This is a genomic window from Falsiroseomonas frigidaquae, from assembly GCF_012163145.1.
In the GTDB taxonomy this organism is placed as follows: Bacteria; Pseudomonadota; Alphaproteobacteria; order Acetobacterales; family Acetobacteraceae; genus Falsiroseomonas; species Falsiroseomonas frigidaquae.
The window spans coordinates 679695-703117 of record NZ_JAAVTX010000002.1; the positions used below are offsets into that span (position 1 = coordinate 679695).

The 23423-nt window shown below is 71.7% G+C and carries 21 protein-coding genes; 8 read left to right on the forward strand and 13 right to left on the reverse strand.

The window, feature by feature from the left end:
• Nucleotides 1–5 precede the first annotated feature (5 nt).
• The 3 genes from HB662_RS07630 to HB662_RS07640 all read right to left on the reverse strand — a co-directional run bounded on the left by HB662_RS07630 (nt 6) and on the right by HB662_RS07640 (nt 3667).
• Entirely contained in the window at nt 6–965 is a 960-nt protein-coding gene (locus HB662_RS07630; RefSeq protein ID WP_168048817.1) for a hypothetical protein, read from the reverse strand.
• Nucleotides 962–2245 (reverse strand): hypothetical protein, encoded by a 1284-nt coding sequence (locus HB662_RS07635; RefSeq protein ID WP_168048819.1) that lies wholly within the window; start codon nt 2243–2245, stop codon nt 962–964. Before HB662_RS07635 ends, HB662_RS07630 begins: the two co-directional genes overlap by 4 nt.
• Before the next feature lie 69 nt (nt 2246–2314).
• Nucleotides 2315–3667: an APC family permease gene (locus HB662_RS07640; protein ID WP_168048821.1), complete on the reverse strand. Its 1353-nt coding sequence runs from the start codon at nt 3665–3667 to the stop codon at nt 2315–2317.
• A 141-nt stretch (nt 3668–3808) separates the two neighbouring features.
• Between HB662_RS07640 and HB662_RS07645 the strand changes: the two genes are divergently transcribed.
• Genes HB662_RS07645 through HB662_RS07655 form a run of 3 tightly spaced genes read left to right on the forward strand, consistent with a single transcriptional unit; the run spans nt 3809 to nt 6797 of the window.
• Nucleotides 3809–4780, forward strand: a complete 972-nt coding sequence (locus HB662_RS07645) for a Bug family tripartite tricarboxylate transporter substrate binding protein (RefSeq protein WP_168048823.1) — start codon at nt 3809–3811, stop codon at nt 4778–4780.
• A gap of 2 nt (nt 4781–4782) precedes the next feature.
• Entirely contained in the window at nt 4783–5301 is a 519-nt protein-coding gene (locus tag HB662_RS07650) for a tripartite tricarboxylate transporter TctB family protein (RefSeq protein ID WP_168048825.1), read from the forward strand.
• The gene (locus tag HB662_RS07655; protein ID WP_168048827.1) at nt 5301–6797 is read left to right on the forward strand and encodes a tripartite tricarboxylate transporter permease; all 1497 of its coding nucleotides are present in this window, start codon (nt 5301–5303) and stop codon (nt 6795–6797) included. The genes HB662_RS07650 and HB662_RS07655 overlap by 1 nt, the downstream gene beginning before the upstream one ends.
• A gap of 257 nt (nt 6798–7054) precedes the next feature.
• Here the strand turns inward: HB662_RS07655 and HB662_RS07660 are convergent, their stop codons facing one another.
• Nucleotides 7055–9499 (reverse strand): membrane-bound PQQ-dependent dehydrogenase, glucose/quinate/shikimate family, encoded by a 2445-nt coding sequence (locus HB662_RS07660; protein ID WP_168048829.1) that lies wholly within the window; start codon nt 9497–9499, stop codon nt 7055–7057.
• A 146-nt stretch (nt 9500–9645) separates the two neighbouring features.
• On the reverse strand, nt 9646–10275 hold the full coding sequence (locus tag HB662_RS07665) for a TetR/AcrR family transcriptional regulator (protein WP_168048831.1): 630 nt from the start codon (nt 10273–10275) through the stop codon (nt 9646–9648).
• An 87-nt stretch (nt 10276–10362) separates the two neighbouring features.
• Here HB662_RS07665 and HB662_RS07670 point away from each other — a divergent pair, with 87 nt between their 5' ends.
• Genes HB662_RS07670 through mdoH form a run of 3 tightly spaced genes read left to right on the forward strand, consistent with a single transcriptional unit; the run spans nt 10363 to nt 13246 of the window.
• Complete coding sequence (locus HB662_RS07670) at nt 10363–10773, forward strand: ABA4-like family protein (protein ID WP_168048833.1); 411 nt, start codon at nt 10363–10365, stop codon at nt 10771–10773.
• A complete protein-coding gene (locus HB662_RS07675) occupies nt 10770–11543 on the forward strand; it encodes a hypothetical protein (protein WP_168048835.1) in 774 nt (257 codons plus the stop codon). Before HB662_RS07670 ends, HB662_RS07675 begins: the two co-directional genes overlap by 4 nt.
• 20 nt (nt 11544–11563) lie before the next feature.
• On the forward strand, nt 11564–13246 hold the full coding sequence (mdoH, locus tag HB662_RS07680) for a glucans biosynthesis glucosyltransferase MdoH (protein WP_168048837.1): 1683 nt from the start codon (nt 11564–11566) through the stop codon (nt 13244–13246).
• Here mdoH and HB662_RS07685 read toward each other — a convergent pair.
• The 7 genes from HB662_RS07685 to HB662_RS07715 are packed head-to-tail and all read right to left on the reverse strand — an operon-like array spanning nt 13243 to nt 21601.
• Entirely contained in the window at nt 13243–14625 is a 1383-nt protein-coding gene (locus HB662_RS07685; RefSeq protein ID WP_168048839.1) for an amidohydrolase family protein, read from the reverse strand. The two genes, mdoH and HB662_RS07685, sit on opposite strands and share 4 nt — an antisense overlap.
• 15 nt (nt 14626–14640) lie before the next feature.
• Nucleotides 14641–15846, reverse strand: coding sequence for an MFS transporter (locus tag HB662_RS07690; protein WP_168048841.1), 1206 nt, complete (start codon nt 15844–15846; stop codon nt 14641–14643).
• A complete protein-coding gene (locus HB662_RS07695) occupies nt 15843–17180 on the reverse strand; it encodes an LLM class flavin-dependent oxidoreductase (RefSeq protein WP_168048843.1) in 1338 nt (445 codons plus the stop codon). Before HB662_RS07695 ends, HB662_RS07690 begins: the two co-directional genes overlap by 4 nt.
• Before the next feature lie 50 nt (nt 17181–17230).
• The gene (locus tag HB662_RS07700) at nt 17231–18622 is read right to left on the reverse strand and encodes an AMP-binding protein (protein ID WP_209443150.1); all 1392 of its coding nucleotides are present in this window, start codon (nt 18620–18622) and stop codon (nt 17231–17233) included.
• On the reverse strand, nt 18619–19860 hold the full coding sequence (locus HB662_RS07705; RefSeq protein ID WP_168048845.1) for an acyl-CoA dehydrogenase family protein: 1242 nt from the start codon (nt 19858–19860) through the stop codon (nt 18619–18621). Before HB662_RS07705 ends, HB662_RS07700 begins: the two co-directional genes overlap by 4 nt.
• Nucleotides 19861–19865: 5 nt before the next feature.
• Nucleotides 19866–20567, reverse strand: coding sequence for an alpha/beta fold hydrolase (locus HB662_RS07710; protein ID WP_168048847.1), 702 nt, complete (start codon nt 20565–20567; stop codon nt 19866–19868).
• Nucleotides 20564–21601 carry a M29 family metallopeptidase gene (locus tag HB662_RS07715; protein ID WP_168048849.1) on the reverse strand — a complete coding sequence of 346 codons (1038 nt, stop codon included), beginning with the start codon at nt 21599–21601 and terminating at the stop codon, nt 20564–20566. Before HB662_RS07715 ends, HB662_RS07710 begins: the two co-directional genes overlap by 4 nt.
• Nucleotides 21602–21672: 71 nt before the next feature.
• Here HB662_RS07715 and HB662_RS07720 point away from each other — a divergent pair, with 71 nt between their 5' ends.
• Nucleotides 21673–22092 carry a MarR family transcriptional regulator gene (locus tag HB662_RS07720; RefSeq protein WP_168048851.1) on the forward strand — a complete coding sequence of 140 codons (420 nt, stop codon included), beginning with the start codon at nt 21673–21675 and terminating at the stop codon, nt 22090–22092.
• Between the two features lie 126 nt (nt 22093–22218).
• Entirely contained in the window at nt 22219–23142 is a 924-nt protein-coding gene (gene ltnD, locus HB662_RS07725; RefSeq protein WP_342449463.1) for an L-threonate dehydrogenase, read from the forward strand.
• Here the strand turns inward: ltnD and HB662_RS07730 are convergent, their stop codons facing one another.
• Nucleotides 23143–23343, reverse strand: coding sequence for a hypothetical protein (locus HB662_RS07730; protein WP_168048853.1), 201 nt, complete (start codon nt 23341–23343; stop codon nt 23143–23145).
• Between the last annotated feature and the right edge of the window lie 80 nt (nt 23344–23423).

Sequence of the window (23423 nt, forward strand, 5' to 3'; positions counted from 1 at the left end):
CCGCCTCAGCGCCAGTTGGCCAGCCCCTCCATCAGGCCGCGCAGCATGCCCGCGCCCTCCGCCACGCCATCCATCCGCAGCGGCCTTCCCGCCGCCGTGCCACGGGCGGTGGCGAAGGCAGCACGGTCCTGCGCCAGTTCCGCCGCCGCGATCCGGCCATCGCCATCATAGTCCAGGCTTTCCATCAGCAGCCGGGCGGAGAGGATGCCGGCCAGCCCGCCTGCCCCCACCGCCGCCGCGATCATGTCCTGCGTCGCACCTTCCTGCACCGCGGCGACCCAGGCGGCGCCGCGCAGCAGCCGGGCGAGTTCGGCCACCGACAGCAGCCGGTCGCCACTGACATCGGCCTGCGCCACGATGGCCGCGGCGCAGGCGCCGGGCGTGCCGCTGCCGCAGCCCTCCTCCAGATGCTCCAGCGCCGCCAGGAAGGCGGCACCCTCGCCATGCAGGGCGGCCAGGGCCACCGGCGGCGCGGGGCAGCGCTGCCAGCTGGTCAGCGGGCTGTCGCCAGGCAGCCGGTCCTCCCGCAGCTTGGCCTCCGGCTCCACGCTCTCCAGCCCAGGCGTCTCCGGCCCCGGCGCCTGAAGTCCCGGCGCCACCGGTCCCGGCGGCAGCGGTCCCGACGCCACGGGGCGCAGCATCAGGCGCGGCGCCTCGGGGCCGCCGGCGGTGCCGATCACCCAGCCATCCTGGTCGCGCATCCGGCGGAAGCGGAACAGCCGGGCCGGGGCCTCCGCCTCCAGCCGCGCGGCGGCACGGGCGGTCAGCAGCAGCATCGCCTCGGGGTCGGCGCAGGTGCCGGCGAACCAGGCGCCGCGCAGCGCCTCGGGCACGCTCGTGCCGCCGGACCCGGCTGCCGCGGGTTGCATCGGTGCAGGTTGCGTAGGGGCAGGTTGCGAATGGGCGGCCGAGGCCAGCAGCAGGCAGGCGGCCAGGGGCCGCAGCCAGGCGCGGAATCGGCTCATCGGATCTCGATCTCCTCGCCCTGGCAGAGATCCACCCCGGCGCGGGTCACCTCCCGCCCATCACGGAACAGCGCCACCAGGTCGGCGATGCAGGCATCGCCATCGGGCGCTTCCAGCTCCAGCGCCTCTCCCACCCCGAGCACATCGGCGCCGAGCCGGTCCTCGCCACGCGGCTCCCCGGGCGGGGCGACATGGATCTCGATGATCGGCACCTCACCGCCATTGCGGAGCTTCACGGCGACAGGGTCCGTCGCCTGCGGTTCGTCGCCCGGCCGTTCCGGATCGGCTGGCACGGCGGGTGTCGCCTGCGGTACGGCCGGTGTCGCCTCCTGCTCCGCCCCCAGCACCCAGCCCGGCGCCAGCAGGATACGCTGCGTGGCGCAGAGATCGACCTCCCGCCGCTCCTCCGCGCCGCCATTCGGGAAGACGATGCGGATATCGGCCTGGCAGGTCCCTTCCAGCGTCACCGTCGCCTCCTCCCCCACCGGCAGCAGGGTGGTGGTGCCCAGGCGCTCCGGCCCCCAATCGGCATCCGTGCTGGAGGAGACATAAACCTCCTGCACCGTCGCCAGGTGGCGGTTGACCAGCACCAGGCTGCGCGGGACCGGCTGCGGGATGGCGCTGCGGTCGAAGGCGACGCCGCGCTCGGCGCAGAGGTCGAGCCGGCTCCGCACCTCCTCCCGCTCATCGGCGAAGATGGCGCGCAGGTCGAAGACGCAGTCGCGCGTGCGGATGCGCAGGCGGAAGCCGCCGCCCGGCTCAATCACCTCGGGGCCGAGCCGGTCCGGCCCCCAGCCCTCCGCGCCATTGGTGCTGGCATAGAGTTCGCGCAGCAGCACCGGGCTGCGATTGGCGATGGCGGCTTCCAGCGTCGGCATGGTGGGATCGCCGAAGACCAGGCGCGGGCTGCGGCAGATGTTGACGGCGCTGCGGGCTTCCTCCCGCCCATCCTGCCAGATCGCCACCACATCGAAGGTGCAGCGCGCCTGCCGGCCGAGCCGGGCGCGGAAGCTGCTGCCGGGCGCCACCACCGCATCCCCCAGCCGGTCCGGGCCGCGATCCGTGGCGCCGGGCGGAAACAGGTACAGGAAGTTCAGGGCCAGGTCGGTTTCATTCTGCACCGTCACCTGCCGGTTGGGTGCCTGGTTGCCCTGAGCCGGGTTGCCCTGAGCCGGGTTGGCGGGCGACTCGGATGGCTGCGCGAGGGCCGGCCGCACCAGGCCGAGCGCGAGAAGCAAGATCCCGGCCAGCAGCGGCCGGCAGGCCCGAACACCGCGCATGAAGATCCGACCCCTGAGTGAGACGCAAAGAATGCGGAGCCGCGCGGCGCCACGCAAGGGACGCCCGCTTCAGCCTGTTTCGATCCGCGTCGCTTCCTCCGTCACCCGTGGCCGCAATAGCGCATAGCCGAGCAGGATCAGCACGATCAGCCCGGCGGCCAGGGCCGGCGCCCGCCAATCCGTGCTGACCAGCCGGTTCACCAGCAGCACGGCGCAGACCAGGGCGCCGGCGGCCGGCACCGGCCAGGGCACCTCGAAGCCGCCCTTCGCCTCCCCCTTCCGGCGCTGCAGCACCAGCAGCGCCACATTCACCACGGTGAACACCGCCAGCAGCAGCAGCACGGTCGCGGAGGCCAGCTCGCCGATATTGCCGGCCAGCACCAGCGCCACCAGCACCGGCAGCAGCGCCAGGATCGCCATATGCGGCGTGCGCCGCTTGGCATGCACGCGGGCCAGCGTCTTCGGCAGCAGCCCCTGCCGCGCCATGCCGTACAACAGGCGGGAGGCGGTGACGTAGTTCAGCAGCGCGGTGTTCGCGACCGCGAAGATGGTGATGGCGACATAGCCCCAGCCTGGCACCCAGGGCGCGGCGCGGGCCATCACCTCCGCCAGCGGGCCGGGCGCCTCGGCCAGTTCCCGCCACGGCACCACGGACACCGCGGTGATGGCGACCGCGATGTACAGCACCGTCGCCGCCAGCATGGCGGTGACGATGCCGATCGGCAGGGTCCGGCGCGGGTCGCGCGCCTCCTCCGCCACGTTGATCGTGTCCTCGAAGCCGATGAAGGCGAAGAAGGTCAGGATGGCGCCGGTCATCAGGAAGGAGATGCCGATGCCATCCGGGCTCGGCGTCTCCCACAGGTCGACGCCGCCCCAGTAGGGAATGCCCACCGCGATCACCAGCAGCAGCCCCGCCGCCTCCACCGCCGTGCACAGGATGTTGACCCACATGCTTTCGCGGATGCCGCGCAGCACGATGCCGCAGACCAGCAGCAGGAAGCCGAGCGACAGCGCGATCGCCGGCACCCCCTCCAGCCCCGCCAGCCGCAGCAGGTTTTCCGCCACCACGCGGGATTGCGTGGCGACGGAGGTGAGGCCGGAGGCCATCACCGCCAGCCCCACCACCCAGGTCAGCAGCGGCCGGGCGAAGGCGCGCTGGGTGATATTGGCCGCCCCGCCCGCCTGCGGGTAGCGGCTGCCGAGTGAGGCATAGGACAGGCCGGTCAGCAGGGCGGCGACCATCGCCACCAGGAAGCCGAGCCAGACGGCATTGCCCAGATTGCCCGCCGCCCGCCCCACCAGGCCATAGATCCCGGCCCCCAGCATGCCGCCCAGCGTATAGGCGAAAAGCTGGAACGGCCCGATCGCCCGCGCCAGCGTCGGCTGGTCCTGCGTGGATGGGGCGGTGTTCGGTTCGGGCATCTGGCGGGCCTCCCTGCTCAGGCAGGACGCGTGACGAATGGGAAAGGTTTCATGACCTCCGGCCCCGGCCGGCCACGCCGCCCTTCCGGAGCCGTCAACGGCTGATTAAGGTATGCGGGAACCGTGTCCACCGGAGGAAACATGACAAGCCGCCGCACCCTGATCGCCGCGACCGCCGGCCTTGCCGCGGCCGGGCTCTCCAGCCGCTCCGCCGTGGCGCAGCAGCGCTTCGACAGCATGTTCGTCTTCGTCCCCGCCGGCCCTGGTGGCGGCTGGGATGGGCTGGGCCGGGCGCTGGAGCAGGCCTCCCGCGCCGCCGGCCTGGTCGGCAGCTTCCAGTTCGAGAATGTCGGCGGTGCCGGCGGCATGGTCGGCCTGCCGCGCTTCATCAGCCAGCGCCGCGGCCGCCCCAATGCCCTGATGGTGGGCGGCGCCGTCATGGTCGGCGCCGGCATCACCAACCGCACCCCGGTCAGCATCCGCGACGTGGTGCCGATCGCGCGCATGACCTCGGAGCCCGGCATCATCGTGGTGCCGGCCAGCAGCGAGTTCCAGAAGCTGTCGGACCTGACGGATGCGCTGAAGGCCAATCCGGGCGGCGTCGCGGTGGCGGGCGGCAGCGCCGGCGGCATCGACCACATCATCCTGGGCCTGATGCTGAAGTCACTCGGCCGCAATGCGCGGGAAGCCAGCTACGTGGCCTTCGCCGGCGGCGGCCCCGCCCAGGCGGCGATCCTCGGCGCGCAGGTCAAGGCCGGGATTTCCGGCGTCTCGGAATTCGCCGAGCAGGTGAAGGCCGGCCGCATGCGGGCGCTGGCCACCACCGGCGAGACGCGCAGCCTGGATGGCGTGCCGACGCTGAAGGAAAGCGGCATCGACATCGTGATGGGCAATTGGCGCGGCCTGTTCGGCGCCCCCGGCATCAATGCCACGCAGCGCCAGGCGCTGGTCGATTATGTCTCCGCGGTGCACGCCACGCCGGCCTGGCGCGAGATCGTGACCACCCGCGGCTGGGACGATGCCTTCCTGGTCGGGGATGCCTTCGCGCAGTTCCTGCTGCGCGACCACAACGAGACCGAGCAGGTGCTGCGCGACATCGGCCTGGCCAGCTGAGCATGAACCGACGCCAAGCCGGGACCGGACGCTCCGGCACCGGTCCCGACCTGGCCGCGGCGCTGTTCGTGCTTGCACTCGGCCTGCTGGCGCTCTGGCAGACCGCCGTCATCCCGGCCTCGCCGATCTACGCGCAGGTCGGGCCGCAGCTCGTGCCCTACCTCGTCTCCGGCTTCCTGGTGCTGATCGGCGCCGGGCTGGTGGCGACGGCGCTGCGCGGCGGCTGGTCCGCGAACATCGAGGAACTGCGCGACGCCCCGCCGATCAACCCGCGCGCGCTCGGCCTGCTGCTGGCGGCACTGCTGGCCAACCTCGTGCTGATCGAGCCTTTCGGCTTCACCATCGCCGCCACCGCGCAATTCGTGCTGGTGGCGGCCGCCTTCGGGTCGCGCGCCCTGCTGCGCAACCTGGTCATCGCCTTCATCGTGTCGCTGTCCGCCTACGGGCTTTTCGTGAAGGGGCTCGGCGTGAACATCGGCGCGGGCATGGTGGAATCCCTGGTCTTCGGAGCCCCCTTCTGATGGGGGCGATCGACGGGCTGATCCTTGGCTTCGGCCATGCGCTGACGCTGTCCAACCTGGGCTGGGCGCTGCTCGGCTGCTTCCTCGGCACCGCCATCGGCGTGCTGCCCGGCATCGGCCCGGCGCTGACCATCGCGCTGCTGCTGCCGATCACCTTCAGCGTCTCCGCTACCGGCGCCTTCATCCTGTTCTGCGGCATCTTCTACGGCGCGATGTATGGCGGATCGACCACCTCCATCCTGCTGAACACGCCGGGCGAATCGGGGTCCATCATCACCGCCCTCGAAGGGGCGAAGATGGCGAAGAACGGCCGCGCCGGGCCGGCACTCGCCACCTCCGCCATCGGCAGCTTCATTGCCGGCACGGTGGGCACGCTGGGCATCGCCTTCATCGGGCCGATCGTCGTCGAATACGCGCTGATGCTCGGCCCGGCCGAGTACTTCATGCTGATGGTGCTGTGCTTCGTCACCGTCTCCGCCGTGCTCGGCGGATCAGCCCTGCGCGGGCTGGCCAGCCTCGGCTTCGGGCTGCTGCTGGGGCTGGTCGGCGTGGATCTGCAGACCGGCCAGCCGCGCCTGACCTTCGGCGTGCCGGAATTGCTGGACGGCGTGAACGTGGTGCTGGTCGCCGTCGCGCTATTCGCGGTGGGGGAGACGCTGTACCTGGCCTGGCGCCATGTCGAAGGCCCGGTCGAGGTGCGCGATGTCGGGCGCATCATGATGACGCGCAGCGACTGGAAGCGGTCCTTCTGGCCCTGGGTGCGCGGCGCCGGGCTCGGCTTTCCCTTCGGCGTGATGCCGGCCGGCGGGTCCGAGATGCCGACCATGCTGAGCTACTTCCTGGAACGGAAGCTGGTGAAGCCTGAACACGCCGCGGAATTCGGCACGACCGGCGCCATCGAAGGCGTGGCCGGCCCCGAAGCCGCGAACAACGCCGCAGCCGCCGGCGTGCTGGTGCCGATGCTGACACTCGGCCTGCCGACCAGCGCCACCGCCGCCATCATGCTCTCCGCCTTCCAGTCCTACGGCATCCAGCCCGGGCCGCTGCTGTTCACCAGCCAGCCGGACCTGGTCTGGACCCTGATCGCCAGCCTGTTCATCGCCAACGTCATGCTGGTGGTGCTGAACCTGCCCCTGGTCGGGCTGTGGGCGCGCATCCTGAAGATCCCGCCGCCGCAACTCTACGCCGGCATCCTGGTCTTCGCGACCATCGGCACCTACGGCATCAGCAACTCCATCATCGACCTGATGCTGCTCTACGGCATCGGCATCATCGCCATGTTCATGCGCCGCTTCGACTTCCCGGTCGCACCCGTCGTCATCGGCATGATCCTCGGCCCGATGGCCGAACAGGCCATGCGCCAGGCCATGACCATCAGCCAAGGCGACTGGACCGTGTTCTTCACCCGCCCCGTCAGCCTGATCCTGCTGCTGCTCGCCCTGACCGCCCTGCTCGGCCCCCACCTGTACACAGCCTGGCGCCGCCGGGGGGCGTGAGGCGGACGGGTTGCGCTGGTGATGGCAGGGGGACGCTGTCCCCCTGCACCCCCTGCCAGGGGCCTCGGGCCCCTGGACCGCGAGGACTTTAAGCGGAGAAGCGGAGGGGGCCGGCGGTACCGCTGCACAAGCGGTCGCTTCGGCCCCCTCCGCTTCTCCGCTTATGATTCATGGGTTCAAAGGGCCAAAGCCCTTTGCGGGAGGGTGCAGGGAGGGCAGCGCCCTCCCTGCGAACAACCCGCACAGACCCTCGCCTCTCACCCCCCTGGCAGGGCGTAGGCGATGACGTGGTCGCCGGCGGTGGTGCCGAGGGAGCCGTGGCCGCCGGCGATGACCAGCAGGTATTGGCGGTTGTCGGTGCCGGTGTAGGTCATGGGGGTGGCTTGGCCGCCGGCGGGCAGGCGGTGTTCCCAGAGTTGTGCGCCGGTGGTGGCGTCGTAGCCGCGCACGTAGTTGTCGAGCGTGCCGGACATGAAGGCGACGCCGCCGCGGGTCAGGATCGGCCCGCCGAGGTCGGGCACGCCCATGCGGAAGGGCAGCGGCACGGGGGACAGGTCGCGCACGGTGCCGTTGCGGTGCTGCCAGGCGATCTGGCCGGTGGTGAGGTCCGCGCCGGCCACATAGCCCCAGGGCGGGCGCTGGCAGGGCAGGCCGATGGGCGACAGGAAGGGGTAGAGCTGGACGGCGTAGGGCGCGCCGAAATTCTCGTTCAGCGCGGGCAGGCTGCCTGGGGGGCGGTTCTCGCCCTGGACATACAGCGTGGTGGCATCCTCGCGCGGGACGAGGCGGGAGACGAAGGCGAGGTAGGCTGGCGTGGTGAAGGCGATCTGCCGTTCCGGGTCCACGGCAATGCCGCCCCAGTTGAAGACGCCGAAATTGCCCGGATAGACGATGGAGCCCTGCAGCGAGGGCGGCGTGTAGCGGCCCTCATATCGCAGCCGGCGCAGCTGGATGCGGCAGGCGAGCTGGTCGAACAGCGTGGCCCCCCACATGTCCCGCCCGCGCAGCATCGGCGGGTCGAAGGACAGGGCGGAGACGGGCTGGGTGGGTGCGGTGGTGTCGCCCGGCGCGGCGCCCTGCGGGGCGGGCACCTCGCGGATCGGCAGGATGGCTTCGCCGGTGCGGCGGTCCAGCACGTACAGCTCGCCCTGCTTGGTCGGCTGCACCAAGGCGGGCACGGTCTGGCCCTCCACCGTCAGGTCGATCAGCGTGGGCTGGGAGGGGACGTCGTAGTCCCACAGGTCGTGGTGCACGGTCTGGAAGGCCCAGCGCAGGCTGCCATCCGCTAGGTCCAGCGCCACCACGGCGGAGGAGAAGCGCTCCACCGCCGGGCTGCGGTTGCCGCCGAACTGGTCCGGCGGCTGGTTGCCCAGCGGCACATAGACCAGGCCGAGCGCGGCATCGACGCTGAGGATCGACCAGGCATTGGGGGAGTTGGGCGTGTAGGTGGCATCCGGCGCGATCGGCGCGGTGTTGTCCGGCGCGCCCGAATCCCAGTTCCACAGCAGCGCGCCGCTGCGCGCATCATAGCCGCGGATGACGCCCGATTGTTCGCTGGTGGAGACGTTGTCGAGTACCGTGCCGCCCACCACCAGCACGCCATTGGCGACCACGGGCGGGGAGGTGGAGTAGTAGCCGCCCGGCCGGACGTTGGGCATGTTGGCCCAGAGGTTGATCTGCCCTGTGCCGTCGCCGAAGTTGCTGCACACGGCGCCAGTCTCGGGATCGAGCGCGATGACGCGGCCATCGGCCGTCGGCATGTACAGCCGCGCCCCGCATTCCACCGTCGTCGCGCCCTCGGCCGCGACGGGCAGGCCGGGCACGGCTTCGCGGGCCGCCGCCACGCGGGCCGGGTCCAGCGGCGCGGGCGGCGCGGCACCGGACTCTGGCGCCGGCAGCCAGCCGAGGCCGCGGCAGGTCAGGTGCTGCAGGGCCAGGTCGTTCAGGATGGTGGGTTCGTAGCGCCAGATCTCGCCGCCCGTCGTCGCATCCAGCGCGATCACCGCCTGGTGCGGCGTGCAGAGGAACAGGCGGTTTTCGATCTTCAGCGGCGTGACCTGGAAGGTGGTCTCCTGCGGTTCCCCCGGCTGGCCGCGCATGTCGCCGGTGCGGTACTGCCAGGCCACCTCCAGCCGCGCCACATTGGCGGGCGTGATCTGGTCCAGTGGCGAGAAGCGCTGGGCCAGGCCGGTGCGGCCATAGGCGTGCCATTCCCCATCCGGGATGCCCTGATCCGCCACTGCGAGGCGGCGGGTCGGCAGCGCACCCTCGATGGCATGGGGGTCGCGCAGCATGGCGATGGGCGCGGTGACGATGCTGGCCAGCACCGCCAGGCTCAGCACCGCGCCGCCGCCGCGCAGCGGGCTGGTGCCGAGCGGGCGGGTGATCCAGGGCGTCAGCAGCAGCAGCGCCAGCACCACCAGCAGGCCGCCGCGTGGCGCCAGCGCCCACCAGTCCAGCCCCGTCTCCCAGATCGCCCAGGCGAGCGTGACCGCCAGCAGCAGCCCAAAGACCAGCAGCGCCGCGTCGCGCCCGCGCCACAGCAGGATGCCGGAAGCCAGCATCGCCAGCCCTGCCAGCAGGTAGAACCAGGACCCACCGAGCAGCACCAGCCAGGCGCCGCCCCCGGCCAGGCCCAGGCCGGACAGCAGAAGGAAGGCTGCCATCAGGCGCGGCAGCAGCATGGGGCGGGATTGGGGCATCGCGGCGGCTCCGAACCGGTTGCGATGCCAACGTCACAGGCGGCGCAGGTTTCCCCGGCCCGGAGCCTGACCCATGAGATCGGCGGGTCGGTCGAGTGCGGCTTGCCCGCGCTGGCCGTCAGCCGTCGACCTTATCGGTCAGGCTCTCACCCCGGCTGCGGTTCACAGGCGGTGACGATCAGCGCGAGCAGGTCCTCCGCCACCTCCGTCCCGCGCGGCTCCGGGTGCCACAGGTCGCTGCGCGGCGCCTCCGCCCGTAGGATGCAGAAGCCATGCACGCCGGCCCAGGCCAGCGCCAGCCGGGCCCGCAGCGCGCGATCCCCGGCGTCCGGCGCAACGGCGTGCATGGCTGCGTCCAGCGGCTCACGCGACCGGCGGGAGGCCTCGGCCCAGGTCGGGTCCGTCGGGTCGATGAGGTCGGTGCGGAACATCAGGCGGAAATGCGCCGGGTTGTCCCGGGCGAAGGCCATGTAGCCGCGCCCGGTGGCGGCCAGGCGCTCGGCCGGGCTGGCATCGGCCGGCAGGGCAGCCAGCGCGGCCTCCATCGCGGCGCGCAGGCGCAGCGCCTTCTCCGTGGCGAAGGCGGTCATCAGGCCGCGCTTGTCGCCGAAATGCGGCGTGGCGGCGGAGTGGGAGACGCCGGCCCGGCGGGCGCATTCGCGGAGCGACACCGCTTCCGGCCCCACCTCCCGCACGATCTCCGCCACCGCATCCAGCAGGGCGCGGCGGAGGTCGCCGTGATGGTGGCGGCCGCGGGTTTTCGGGGTGACCGACATGGCCCGACTCTGCCCCCGCGAATCGAACTTGACAATGGTCAGATTGGGTTGCGAAAAACTGACCATTGGCAAGTTGAGGCGTGACACATGACGCTCGAGACCATCTTTTCCGCCGCCGGCATCCTGGCCATGGCCGGCTGGCTCGCCCTTCTTGCGGCGCCGGGGCGGCGCTGGGCGAACTGGCTGCTGGCCGGGTTGGCAATCCCGGCGCTGCTGGCCGCGCTCTACACCCTGCTGCTGGCCTGGCATTGGGGCAGCGCGGAGGGCGGCTTCGGGTCGCTGGCGGAGGTCGCGGCGCTGTTCCGCGACCCGGGCCACCTGCTGGCGGGCTGGGTGCATTACCTGGCCTTCGACCTGTTCATCGGCGCCTGGATCTGCCGGCGCGGCACGGCGGAGGGGGTGAACCCCTGGCTGATCCGCCTCTGCCTGCCGCCCACCTTCCTGGCCGGGCCGGCGGGCCTGCTGCTGTTCCTCGGCCTGCGCCTGGTGCGGCGATGAGGGCGCTGATCGCGGAGCTGCACCGGCGCCAGAACCTGCTCGCCTGGGCCGGATGGGTGGCGGTCGGCTGCCTGGCCTTCAGCCTGGCGGCGATGGCGGTGGATGGGCGGCAGATTTATGGCGTCTCCGTCTGGACCAAGCCGGCGAAATTCGCCGCCTCCTTCATCCCCTGGTTCTGGACCCTCGCCTGGGCCTGGGGCGTGCTGGCGCCGGCGGCGCGGCGCGGGGCGCTGGCCGGGCTGGTACTGTGGGGCACGCTGGGCGCGGCGGCCTTCGAGCAGGGCTGGATCACCTGGCGCGCCGCCGCCGGCCTGCCGAGCCATTTTGCGAGCGACCCCTTCGGGCAGGTGATGTTCGCGCTGATGGGGCTGGGGGCGACGGTGCTGGTGGCGCTGGCGGCGCTGCTCGGGCTGCTGGTGCTGGTTCGCGGCGATACGGTTCAGCCGCGCGGCTGGCGCCTGGCCGTGGGCCTCGGGCTGGTGGTGGCCGGGGTGCTGGGCGGCGTTACCGGCTATGCCATTGCCGGCACCGGCAGCCCGCTGGTCGGCGGCAGCGGTACGCCCGGCTTCCCGCCCTTCTACTGGTCGCGCGATGGCGGCGATCTGCGCGTGGCGCATTTCCTTGCCGTCCACGCCATGCAGGCGGTGCCGGGCTTCTGGCTGCTGACCCGCGCGACGAGCTGGCCGGTTGCGGCCGTGACGGCAGCCTGGGCGGCATTTGCCGTGGCAGCCTTGCGGCTGGCGCAGGCGGGCATGCCGCTGTCGCCGTAACGGCGCCATCATCCGGCGGCATGGCTCCGACGATGCCGCCCGAATCGCCCCTGCTCCGCCGATCCCTGTTCGCCCTGCTGGTCGCGGCGATCGCCGTTTTGCTGCTGGTCTTGCTGCTGCGGGCCCTGCTGCCTGGCGGTATGGCCCCGCTGGAATGGGCGATCCTGGCCTGCATCGGGCTGACCACACCCTGGGCGGCGCTGTCGGCGGCCAATGCGCTGGCGGGGCTGGTGATACTGCTGCGCGCGCCGAACCCGCCCGCCGCCGTGCTGCCCGCCCTGGCCCGCGCCAAGCCCGGCCCGCCCGGCGCCCTCACCGCCCTGTTCGTCTGCCTGCGGAACGAGGACCTGTCCCAGGTCCTGCCGCCACTCGCCGTGCTGCTGCAGGGGCTGGACCAGGCGGGTGCCAGGGACCGTTTTCGCCTCTGGCTGCTGTCTGACACGCAGGACCCGCAGGCCGTCGCTGACGAGGAAACTGCGGTGCAGGCATTCCTCGCCGCCCACCCCACCGCCCGCTACCGCCGCCGCGCCCAAAACACCGGCTACAAGGCCGGCAATGTGATGGACGCGCTGGACCATCATCTGACCGACGAGGCCTTCTTCCTGACGCTGGACGCCGACAGCGTGATGACCCCCGCCGCCGTGCTGCGCCTGGTCGCGGTGATGGAGGCAGATCCGCGGCTCGCCATCGTGCAGCAGCTCATCGTCGGCCGCCCGGCGACGGCCGCCTTCCCGCGCCTGTTCCAGTTCGGCATGCGCGCCGGCATGCGCGCCTGGGCCACCGGACAGGCCTGGTGGCAGATGGATGCCGGCCCCTATTGGGGCCACAACGCGATCCTCCGTGTCGCCCCCTTCCGCGACCATGCGAAGCTGGAGGCGCTGCCCGATGGCAGCCGGATCCTGAGCCACGACATGGTGGAATCCGTGCGGCTGCAATCCGCCGGCTGGGCCGTGCGCTGCCTGCCGGCGGAGGATGGCAGCCTGGAGTCCAACCCGCCCGCTTTGCCCGAATTTTTGGGCCGCGATGAACGCTGGGGCGCGGGCAACATGCAGTACTTTCATCTGTTCCGCCTGCCGGGGATGACCTGGCTCGGCCGGCTGCAGCTGGCGCAGGCGATCCTGCTGTTCCTCGGCGCGCCGCTTTATGTGCTGGCGCTGATCCTCGCCGCGGCGAACGGGCTGGGCGGCGGCGGCGCGGGCACGCCGATGGGGGCGCTGGCGCTCGCCGTGCTGGCGCATTGGCTGTGCTACTTCGCGCCGAAGCTGGCCGGCTATGCGCAGGTGCTGATCCAGCGCCGTGCCGCCGCCACCTATGGCGGCCGCGCCGCCTTCGCCCGCGGCGCGCTGGCGGAGCTGGTCTTCATGCAGCTGTTCGAGCCGCTGTCGAACCTCAACAAGGCGATCTTCCTGGCCCTGCTACCCTTCGGCGCGAAGCCCGGCTGGCTGCCGCAGAACCGCGCCGATCGTGGCGTGTCCTGGCGCGACGCCACGCGGCTGCTCTGGCCGCACACCGTCGTTGGCCTGCTGCTGACCGCCGCCTTCGCCGGCCTGTCCTGGCCCGCCTTGGCGCTGGCGCTGCCCTTCACCGCGGGCATGATCCTGGCCGTGCCGCTGTGTGTGCTGACCGCCGACCCGCGCGCCTCCGCCTGGCTGCGCGCGCGCGGCATCGCGGCGACACCCGAGGAGCTGGCCGCGCCCCGCTAAAGCGGCCGGAAACCCGGCGGCACCGCGATCCCGGGATTCTCCGCGAAGAGCCGCGCCCAGGCCCGCCCGGCGATTTCCTCCGCCTCCCGCACCACGCGCGCCTCATCCATCGTCAGCACCACACGGTCGCGCATCACCCAGGCGCCATCGACCATGACATCGTCGATATCCGCAGCCTGGCCCTGATGCACGAAGACCGCGACCGCGCGCAGGAAGGGCGCCAGATGAGCGCGGCCGGTCCGCAGCATGACCAGGTCCGCCAGGTTGCCCTCCGCCAGCCAGCCGCCATCCGCCACGCCCATGGCGCGGTAGCCGTTGCGGGTCGCCCAGCGCAGCGCCTCCTCCGGCGTCGGGCTGCGGCCGTCCTGGCGGCGGATGCGTTCCATGAACAGGCCGGTGCGCATCACCTCCACCATGTCCTCCGCCATGTTGTCGGTACCCATGCCGATATTGCAGCCGGCCTGCTCCAGCTCGCACACCCGCGGGCTGAGGCCGCGCCGGGCGGCGATGGCGGCGTTGAAGGCGACATGCACCTTGTGCCGGCCGAGGATCTTCTCCTCCAGCGGCGCCATGCAGCGGCAATGCGCGGCGACCAGCCGGTCGTTCAGGAAGCCGATGCTGTCGAGGTATTCGCTCGGCAGCATGCCGCGATGCGCCTGCACCGCCGCGACCTCCCCCCAGATCTGGTTGAGGTGGATGGTGCAGACCACATCCAGTCTCTGGCGCAGGGCTTCCACCGCCCGAAGCAGCTCCGGCGAGCACATGTCCGGCGCCCAGGCGGCGATGCCGACCTGGATGCGGCCCGCACCGGCGCCGTGCCAGCGGCGGTGCAATGCCTCCATCCGCGCCAGCCCGGCCTCACCCAGCGCCGGGTCCTGGCGGAACTCGGCAGGGTCGCCGATGCCGGCACCCGCACGGTCCCAGCAGCGCTCCGCCAACACCATGCGCAGGCCGGTCTCCACCATCTGCGGCGCATAATCCTCGATGCCGGAGGCATCCTCGAGCAGCGCGGTGGTGCCGGAGCGGATCGCCTCCAGCGCACCCAATTGGCACATCACCGCCTGTTCGGACGGGGACAGCACGGGCAGCGGAATCGGCGAGAGGCCGCCGCAGAAGGGCGGGTTATGTGGCGGCGACAGATCCTCGAAGACGCCGCGCGCCAGCGTCATACCGAGATGGGTGTGGATATTGGCGAAGCCCGGGAAGACCACGCGGCCGCTGCCATCGACCTCCTCCGCCTCGGGGAAGCGCGCCGCGATCTCCGCATCCGGGCCGATGGCGGCGATGCGGTTGCCCTGGACGGCGAGCGCCGCGCCGTAATGGATGGTGCCGGCCGCATCGCCGGTGACGATGGTGGTGTTGCGGATCAGCAGCGTCATGACCTGTGTCCCCCTTTATCCCCGTCCACCCGCCAGCCGCGCCGCATCGGCGCTGCGACCGAGGCGCAGCATGGCGAGACACCCCAGCGCCGGCCCCAGCGCCAGCACGGCGAAGGCGCCACCCCAGCCCAGCGCCTGCACCATGGGCGGCATCAGGTGGATCGTCACCAGGGTCAGCGCGAAGCCCAGGCTGGTCTGCACCGTCAGCATGGTGCCGGTCAGCCCCGGCTCCGACAGCTCCGCCACGCTGGCGGAGAACTGTGCCGAATCCGCCACCACCGCCACGCCCCAGACCAGGCCGAGCAGCATCACCAGCGCCGGATGCAGCCCGAAGAACGGCCCCGCCAGCAGGCAGCAGGCGCCCGAGACCGCCATGGCCGCGACCGTCACCCGCACCCGCCCGATGCGGTCCGCCGCCAGCCCGGCGGCAACCGAGCCCAGCGCCCCAACGGCGATGACGGCGAAGGTGGCCAGCGCGGCCTCCGTCGGCCTTGGCGCATCGCCGCGCCAGGCGGCGAAGCTGGCGGCGAAATACAGGCCGACCCAGGCCCACATCGCATAGAGCTCCCACATGTGCCCGAGATAGCCGAGCGTCGCGAGCCGCGTGCCCCGGTTGCGGAACAGCCCGAGCGCCGCTTCCGGTCGGAAGGGCGGTGCCGGCGCATGGCGCGGACCGAGCCGCACCAGCCCCACCAGCAGCGCCGCCGCAACCGCCGTGCCCGACGCCACCGCCAGCACCGGCCGCCAGGCCACGCCGCCCAAGGCCGAGACCAGATGCGGCGCGGCGGAACCGAGCGTCAGCCCGCCCACCAGCAGCCCCACCACCAGCCCCATATCGCCCCGGTCCGCCCAGCCGGCCGCCAGCTTCATCCCCACCGGATAGACCCCGGCGAGCGCCATGCCGGTCGCGAAGCGCGCCGCGATCACCGCCTCCGCCCCCGGCGGCAGCAGCAGGATGGCGCCATTCGCCGTGGCGCCCAGCAGTGCCGCGAGGGCGAAGACGCGGCGTGGGTCGAAGCGATCCGGCAGCGCCAGCGCGGCGCTGACCAGCGTGCCGAGCACGAAGCCGGCCTGCACCGCGCTGGTCAGCAGCGCCTGGTAGACATGCCCGCGCGCCGGTGCCTCCAGCAGCATGGCCGGGCCTGCGGCGGTGGAGGAGAACCACAGTGACAGCGCCAGCACCTGCGCCAGGGTGATCAGCGCGATGTTCCGGCGTTTCATGCCCAGCGGTGGCGCGCGGCCGGGTGGCCCTCCGGCAGCAGCCTGCCGGCGCCGAACAGTTTCTCGCGGTAGGTGCCGGGGGTGTAGGCGGTCTTGTACAACCCGCGTTCCTGCAGCACCGGCACCACCAGCGCGACGAAGCTTTCCAGGCATTCCGGCATCACGGTGCGGGACAGGTTGAAGCCATCCACATCCGCCGCCTGCATCCAGCCGGCCAGCGCATCCGCCACCTGCACGGGATCGCCCACGATCGGCGGCTGGCGGCTGCCGAGCACCGATTGCGCCAGCAGCATGCGCGGCGTCCAGTCCGGCCCGGCGACCTTGGCCATCGCCTCGACATTGGAGCGGATCGCCTGGCTTTCGCCGGCCCGCACCGGCTCATCCATGCCGAACTTCTTCAAATCGATGCCGAGCGAGGCGGAGGCATGGGCGAGGCAGCCCTCCGCACTCGCCCAGGACGCGTAATCCGCGAGCAGGTCGCGCGCCTCGGCCTCGGTCCGGCCGACCACTACGGTGGCGCCGGCGAAGACCTGGATGGGGCGCGGCGCGGCGGCGGCGCGCAGCTGCGCGACCAGCCGCGCGACCACGGCAGGGTTGGTGCCGTTCACGAAAACGCATTCGGCATGGGTGCCGGCGAAGCGGCGGCCGCGCTCGCTGGCGCCGGCCTGGTACAGCACGGGGGTGCGCTGCGGCGAGGGTTCGGCCAGGTGGATCGCATCGATGTGGTATTGCGGGCCGGCATGGTGGATGCGGCGCACGCGGGATGCGTCGGTGAAGATGCCGCCCTGGCGGTCGCGCTTCACGGCATCCTCGGCCCAGCTTCCCTCCCACAGCGCATAGACCGCCTGCATGTATTCATCGGCCAGGTCATAGCGGTCATCGTGCCGCATCTGCTCGGCATGGCCCAGCGCGCGGGCGGCGCTGTCGAGGTAGCCGGTCACGATGTTCCAGCCGATGCGGCCGCCGGTCAGGTGGTCCAGCGTGCTCATCCGCCGGGCAAACAGGTAGGGCGGTTCATAGGCCAGGTTGCAGGTGACGCCAAAGCCGAGGTGCTGCGTGACCGCCGCCATGGCCGGCACCAACAGCACCGGGTCCAGCAGCGGCACCTGCACGCCGCCGCGCAAGGCCGCATCCGGGCTGCCGCCATGGACATCATAGATGCCGAGCACATCGGCCAGGAACAACCCGTCGAACAGCCCGCGCTCCAGCAGCCGGGCGAGGCCGGTCCAGTGCTCCAGGTTTCGGTAGTTCGCGGCGGTGTCGCGCGGATGGCGCCACATTCCCTGCTGGATATGGCCGGGGGTCGCCATGTCGAAGGCGTTCAGGCGCATCATGCGGGGCGTTTCCTCGGGCCGGCTATCCCGATCATGCCCGGTTTCGCGGTTCAGGCCAGCAGGCTGCGCAGCTTTGCGACCTCGACCTTGCCGAGCGCGGTGCGCGGCAGGGCGGGCACGGTGACCACGGCGCGGGGAATCTTGAAGCGGGCGATCTGGCCCTCGAAATGCGCCAGCACGCGGGCCGCGTCGAAGCCCTCGGCCGGGACGACGACGGCGACCGGCACCTCCCCCCAGCGCGGATCGGGGCGGCCGATGATGGCGCCTTCCGCGATGCCGGGCGCGCTGCGCAACAGGCGCTCGACCTCCGCCGGGTAGATGTTCTCCCCGCCCGAGATGATCACGTGCTTCAGCCGGTCGGTGAACCACCAGCGCCCCTGCGGGTCGAGGCGCCCGACATCGCCGGTGGCGAACCAGCCTTCCGCATCCAGCGCCGGTACATCCGGCCAGTAGCGGCGCAGCGTGGCCGGGCCGCGGATCTGGATCTCGCCCTCGGCCGCGCCGCCGGCGATGCGGGCTTCCGCATGCAAAGCGGGACGGCCGAGCGAGCCGGGGGCGGCCAGCGCCTCCGCGCGGTCCTGGAGGATGGCGATGGGGCAGGTTTCGGTCGCGCCATAGACCTGCTGCACGGGAATTTTCCGAGTATGAAACGCCTCGATCAGCGGAAGCGGCACGTCGGAGGAGCCGGCGCCGATGGCGCGCAGGCTCGAAAGATCGGCCGAGGCCCAGCGCGGATGGCTGACCAGGGCCTGCATCACCGCGGGCACCAGCAAGGTGAGGGTCGGGCGGTGGCGCGCGACGTCGTCGAAGAAGGCCTCCGCATCGAAGCGCGGATGCAGCAGCACCTCCGCACCCGCCATCAGCGCCGGCGTGGTCTGGATATTGAGGCCGCCGACATGGAACAGCGGCAGCACGGTCAGCACGCGGTCGGCCTGCGTCAGCTCGAAGGCGTGCTGCGCGCTCAGGGCATTGTGGCGCAGCGCGCACTGGTCCAGCACCGCGCCCTTCGGCCGGCCGGTGGTGCCGCTGGTATAGACCAGCAGCACCGGGTCATGCTCCGCGCCCTCATCCGGCGCGTCGCCGGAAGCGGTGAGGGTGGTGACATCCACCGCCTGGTCCGGCACGGCCGGGAGCATTTCGGGCGTCGCCAACAGCAGCCGCACGCCGGCATCGTCCAGGATGAAGCGCCATTCCGGCGCAGCCAGGCGCCAGTTCAGCGGCAGCAGCAGCGCGCCGAGCCGGGCGCAGGCGAAGAGCGCGACGATCTGCGACGGATGGTTCTGGCCGAGGAAGCCCACGCGATCCCCATGCCGCACGCCGCGCGCCGCCAGCGCCGCCGCCATGGCGCGCGCCTGCGCGTGCAGTTCACCATAGGTCAGCGCCGCATCGCCGAAGCGCAGCGCGATGCGGCCGGGCGGATGCGCGGCGAGCCAGTCTTTCACTGGTCCGTCTCGCCCTTCTCATACAGCGCGTCGCGGCCGATGCGGTCGATGCAGAGTTCCGCCGTCCAGGGCAGCATCAGCGCACCGCAGCGGCTGTCGCGAAAGATGCGTTCCAGCGGCAGGGATTTCAGCATCGCCTGGCCGCCGCAGGTGCGGATGGCGAGGCTGGCGATGGCCTGGGCGTTCTCCATCACCGTATGCTGCGCGGCCAGCGCCCGCAGCATCTGCTCCTTGGAGGGATCGGGCCCGGCCTCCGTGATGGCCTGGAACCACAGCGCCTTGGTCTGTTCCAGCATCACGCGCATCTGCGCCACGGCGATCTGCTTGGTGGGGTACATGCGGCGCTTCACCGGCGGCGTGCCGGGCTGTTCGCCGCGCAGGTAGCGCACGCAGAAATCATAACCCGCCTGCGCCAGCCCCATATAGGTGGGCGAGAGCGTCAGGAACATGTGCGGCCAGCGCATCGCCGCCTGGAAATAAAGGCCCGGCGGCATCAGCGCCGCATCCTCCGCCACGAAGACATCCTCGAAGATCAGGGTGCGGGAGACGGTGCCGCGCATGCCCAGCGGGTCCCATTCCCCCGTCACGGTGACGCCCGGCGCATCCGCCGGCACGCCGAGATACAGCGTGTTCTTTCGCGACGCCTTCTCGCCCGGCAGCATTTCCGTGCAGAGGATGCCGTAGGTATCCGCATGGCCGGCGAGACTCGCGAAAATCTTCTTGCCGTTGATCCGAAACCCGCCAGGCACGCGCACCGCCGTGGTGCCGAAGGCCGCAGCCCCCGCCGCCGCCGCGCCGCCCTCCGAGAAGGGCTGCGAGAAGATCTTTCCGTCGCGCAGGATGGTGTCGTAGTGCAGGCGGCGGCGGCGGCGGTGTTCCGCGCGCGTGGCCTCGTCCATCTCCAGGTCTTCGGTCAGCGCGCCGGTCCAGAGCGTGGAACAGACATGCATGTTCCAGGTCAGCGCCGTGGCACCGCAGTACCGCCCAAGCTCCGCCGCGGTCATGCAATAGGCGCGGAAATCGGCGCCGAGCCCGCCTTCCTCCGCCGGGATGCAGATGCCCAAAAGGCCTTCGCGATGCATGTCGCGGTAGTTGTCGATCGGGAAGGTCGCGTCGCGATCCCATCGCGCGGCGCGCGGCGCCAGCACGCGGGCGCCGAAATCGCGGGCGCGGGCGGTCAATTCGGCCTCGAAGGACGTCAGCCGGAAGGCCTTGGGGTCGAAGATCGGCGCATCCATGGGTGTCACGCCTTCAGGAAGGGCAGCAGCGCGGCCCGGAAAGGCTCGGGCGCTTCCAGATGGATCAGGTGCCCGGCGCCCGGCACCACGACGATCCGCGCGCCCGGAATCGCCTCCGCCATGCGCTGCATGGTCTTCAGCGGCGCCGCCTGGTCGCGCTCGCCGGCGATCAGGAGCGTGGGCACGGCGATGCGCGCCATGTCGGCGCGGCGGTCGAAGGTGGTGAGGCAGCGCAAGGTAGCGCGATACACCTCCTCCGGGATGGCGCGCATCGCGGCCAGGGCCCGCGGAAGCGCATCCGGCGGCGCGCTGTCGGCGAGCATCCCGGCCATCAGATCCGGCGCCGCATCCTGCATCGAGCGTCCCTCCAGCGGGCCAAGGCGCGCGGCCAGGAACTGCTCGGCGAAGGACGGGTCGCGGCCGCCGAAGGCGGGCGTGGTGCCGTAGAGCACCAGCTTCGCCACCCGCTCCGGACAGCGCGCGACGAATTCCTGCGCCAGCATGCCGCCCATCGAATGGCCGACCAGCGTCACGCGGTCCAGCCCGCGCGCATCCAGCGCATCGCGCAGCGAATCCGCCAGCGCCGGGAAGGTCATCTCGGGCAGCGGCGCGGTGCCGCAGAAGCCGGGCATCGGCCAGTCGATCGCGCCCGGGATCATGCCGTCCCAGGACGGGCCGCCGATACCGTGCAGCAGGATGGTGGTCATGCCAGCAAGTCTCCTTCGCGGACCACCACCTCGCCATCCAGGGCGATGGTGCAGCCGAAAACGGGGATGTCGAAATGGCCCTCGGTGAAGCGGCCGGCGAATTCATTCGCGCCCGTCGAGAACAGGAAATTCCCCGCCGAGGCACGCAGCTCCGTGCCGTTCAGGTCGCCCCTGTCGTGGAACAGCAGGCCCTCGCGCCGCGCGCGGCGGTTCATGCCCCAGCCGACATGGCTGACGGCATAGGCGCCGGGGTCGCCCCAGGCGGCCAGGTAGTCGCGCATCAGGCGCGCATCGACGCCCTCGCCTTCCACCGCCACCACATGGTCGTCGCGCAAGGTCAGCCGCACGGGCTGCTCGATGTAGCGCTTGAAGGTCAGGTTGGCGTCGCCCGGCGCCAGCACCAGCGTGCCGGCGACGCTGCCGGCGGCAGGGAAGGACACCACCACGCCGCCCGGCCAATGCGCGATGGTGCCCGGCCGGTCCGTGAAACCCCAGACGCCGGCGGTGGTGGCCCCCGCCATCGCCACGGTCAGGTCGGTGCCCGCCGCGCTGGTCACGCGCATCTCCCGCGCCGCGCGCAGCCGCTTCACGGCGGCCTTCACCGGCGCCGCATCCTCCGCGCGCGGCACCAGGCGTTCCAGCACATCCGGATGCTCGTCGCTGACCATCAGCACCCGCGCGCCACTGGCGAGGATTCCCTTCAGCTCCGGCGCATGCAGCAGCCCCTCCCGCGTCAGATCCAGGATGAGGGAGGAAGCGCCGAGCGCCGCCAGCACGGAGGGATGCCCCGCCAAGGCGCGCGACGCGCCGGTGGACCGCACCGGCACCGGCGCCGTCTGCCGCGGCGTCGGCACCTCCAGCCGGAAGGGCCGGCAGCCCAGGCGATGCGCCGCAAGCTCCGCCAGGTCGATGTTCAGCCGCCGCGACTGGCTCTCGGACAGCAGGCACACCGTCTCCCCCGGCTGCGCCGCGCAGAGCCGCAGCACCGCCTCGAAGGCCTCGATCCATTGCGGCTCGATCCGGTCATCGCGCAATCCGCTGCCCTCCCTGGCTGGGGCTCACGCTAGCGGTGGCGCCGACACATGAAAAGTCATATGTTCACCGCGTGACCACCCCGCCCCGCTTCGTCGAGGATTATCTCCTCGCCCTGCTGGCCCAGGCCTCGCACGCCGCCTCGGCCGATTTCCATGCGCGGCTGAAGGCGCGCGGGGTTGCCGTGCCGGTCTGGCGGGTGCTGGCAACGCTGCATGGCGCGGCGGCGGGCGCGACGGTCGGGCAGTTGGGCAAGACCTGCCTGATGCAGCAGCCGACCATGTCCAAGCTGCTGGACCGGATGGCTGCCGATGGCTTGCTCGCCCGCACCCGCCAGGGCCGCCAGACCCGCATCGCCCTGACTTCTACCGGCGCCGCACTCGCCGATTCCCTGGTGGCCGAGGCTCGCGCGCATGAGGCCGCGCTGCTGGCCCGCCACGCGGAAGCCGCCCCCGCCTTGAAGGCCCTGCTGCGCGCGATCATCTCCGGCTGATGCCGCCCATCTCCACCCTGTCGAAAATCGTCCTGGTCCTGCTGGTGGTCTCCGCCCTGGTGCAGATCCTGGTCCTCGTCTTGCGCTGAACGCCGCCGCCCGCCAGCCTTGCGCGATCAGGGAGAGATGACGATGCAGGTGGCGGTGATCGGCCTCGGGGCCATGGGCATGGGGGCGGCGCTGTCCTGCCTGCGGGCAGGTCTGGCCGTGACGGGCTGCGATTTCTCGGAAACCGCGCGCGACAGTTTTGCCGGTGCCGGCGGGCAGGTCGCCGCCAGCGCGGATGCAATCGCACCCGGGACACAGGCCGTGCTGCTGCTGGTGGTGAACGCCGCGCAGACCGAAGCCGCGCTGTTCGGCCCCGCCGGCTGCACGAAGCGCCTGGCGCCCGGCGCCGTCATCATCGCCTCCGCCACCATGGGCCCGGATGACGCCCGCCGGCTGGCGGCGCGAGCCGAGGCGGCGGGCTTCCTCTACCTCGATGCCCCCGTCTCTGGTGGTGCGGCCAAGGCCGCGACCGGAGAGATGACGGTCATGGCCTCCGGCAGCCCCGCCGCCTTCGCAAAGGCGAAGCCGGTGCTGGATGCGGTGGCGACCAAGGTGTGGGAGCTGGGCGAGGCGCCCGGCATCGGCGCGACGGTGAAGGTGGTGCACCAGCTTCTGGCCGGCGTGCATATCGCCGTGGCGGCGGAGGCGATGTCGCTCGGCATCCGCGCCGGGGCGGACCCGCAGAAGCTCTACGACGTGGTGACCAGCGCCGCCGGCAACAGCTGGATGTTCGAGAACCGCATGGCCCGCGTGCTGGAGGGCGACGACGCCCCGCGCAGCGCCGTGGACATCTTCGTGAAGGATCTCGGCCTGGTGGCGCAGATGGCGCGCGGGCTGGACCATCCGGTGCCGCTGGCCAGCCAGGCGCAGCAATTGTTCACCGCCGCCAGCGCCATGGGCCATGGACGCGCCGATGATGGCTTCGTCATCCGGGTGTGGCAGGCGCTTACCGGCATCGCCCTGCCCGGCGAGAACCAGAAGCGCGAGAAGCCGAAGGGCTGATCAGCCCAGCGCGGTGATGACCACCGCGATCAGCACGAACAGGGCGGCCAGCGCGCCCCCGGCCCGCACCAGCTCCCCCGCCTTCTCCCGCGTCACCAGCGGGCCCGGCGGCGGGCGCGGCGCCGGTGGCCCGGCCGGGGTGTCGGCATAGGGGTCGTGCAGACCCAGGAATTCGGACCGCGGCCTTTGAGCCTGCGACATGGCGCCCCGTCGGGTGAAAGTTCCTTGATCCTAACGATCACCGAATTAACGGAAAACCAACTCTGGGTTGTGCAACCGGA

Excerpts from the sequence above, each read along its gene's own strand:
- HB662_RS07630 (WP_168048817.1), bottom strand. The coding sequence starts at position 965 with ATGAGCCGATTCCGCGCCTGGCTGCGGCCCCTGGCCGCCTGCCTGCTG.
- HB662_RS07635 (WP_168048819.1), bottom strand. The coding sequence starts at position 2,245 with ATGCGCGGTGTTCGGGCCTGCCGGCCGCTGCTGGCCGGGATCTTGCTT.
- HB662_RS07640 (WP_168048821.1), bottom strand. The coding sequence starts at position 3,667 with ATGCCCGAACCGAACACCGCCCCATCCACGCAGGACCAGCCGACGCTG.
- HB662_RS07645 (WP_168048823.1), top strand. The coding sequence starts at position 3,809 with ATGACAAGCCGCCGCACCCTGATCGCCGCGACCGCCGGCCTTGCCGCG.
- HB662_RS07650 (WP_168048825.1), top strand. The coding sequence starts at position 4,783 with ATGAACCGACGCCAAGCCGGGACCGGACGCTCCGGCACCGGTCCCGAC.
- HB662_RS07655 (WP_168048827.1), top strand. The coding sequence starts at position 5,301 with ATGGGGGCGATCGACGGGCTGATCCTTGGCTTCGGCCATGCGCTGACG.
- HB662_RS07660 (WP_168048829.1), bottom strand. The coding sequence starts at position 9,499 with ATGCCCCAATCCCGCCCCATGCTGCTGCCGCGCCTGATGGCAGCCTTC.
- HB662_RS07665 (WP_168048831.1), bottom strand. The coding sequence starts at position 10,275 with ATGTCGGTCACCCCGAAAACCCGCGGCCGCCACCATCACGGCGACCTC.
- HB662_RS07670 (WP_168048833.1), top strand. The coding sequence starts at position 10,363 with ATGACGCTCGAGACCATCTTTTCCGCCGCCGGCATCCTGGCCATGGCC.
- HB662_RS07675 (WP_168048835.1), top strand. The coding sequence starts at position 10,770 with ATGAGGGCGCTGATCGCGGAGCTGCACCGGCGCCAGAACCTGCTCGCC.
- mdoH (WP_168048837.1), top strand. The coding sequence starts at position 11,564 with ATGGCTCCGACGATGCCGCCCGAATCGCCCCTGCTCCGCCGATCCCTG.
- HB662_RS07685 (WP_168048839.1), bottom strand. The coding sequence starts at position 14,625 with ATGACGCTGCTGATCCGCAACACCACCATCGTCACCGGCGATGCGGCC.
- HB662_RS07690 (WP_168048841.1), bottom strand. The coding sequence starts at position 15,846 with ATGAAACGCCGGAACATCGCGCTGATCACCCTGGCGCAGGTGCTGGCG.
- HB662_RS07695 (WP_168048843.1), bottom strand. The coding sequence starts at position 17,180 with ATGATGCGCCTGAACGCCTTCGACATGGCGACCCCCGGCCATATCCAG.
- HB662_RS07705 (WP_168048845.1), bottom strand. The coding sequence starts at position 19,860 with ATGGATGCGCCGATCTTCGACCCCAAGGCCTTCCGGCTGACGTCCTTC.
- HB662_RS07710 (WP_168048847.1), bottom strand. The coding sequence starts at position 20,567 with ATGACCACCATCCTGCTGCACGGTATCGGCGGCCCGTCCTGGGACGGC.
- ltnD (WP_342449463.1), top strand. The coding sequence starts at position 22,219 with ATGACGATGCAGGTGGCGGTGATCGGCCTCGGGGCCATGGGCATGGGG.
- HB662_RS07730 (WP_168048853.1), bottom strand. The coding sequence starts at position 23,343 with ATGTCGCAGGCTCAAAGGCCGCGGTCCGAATTCCTGGGTCTGCACGAC.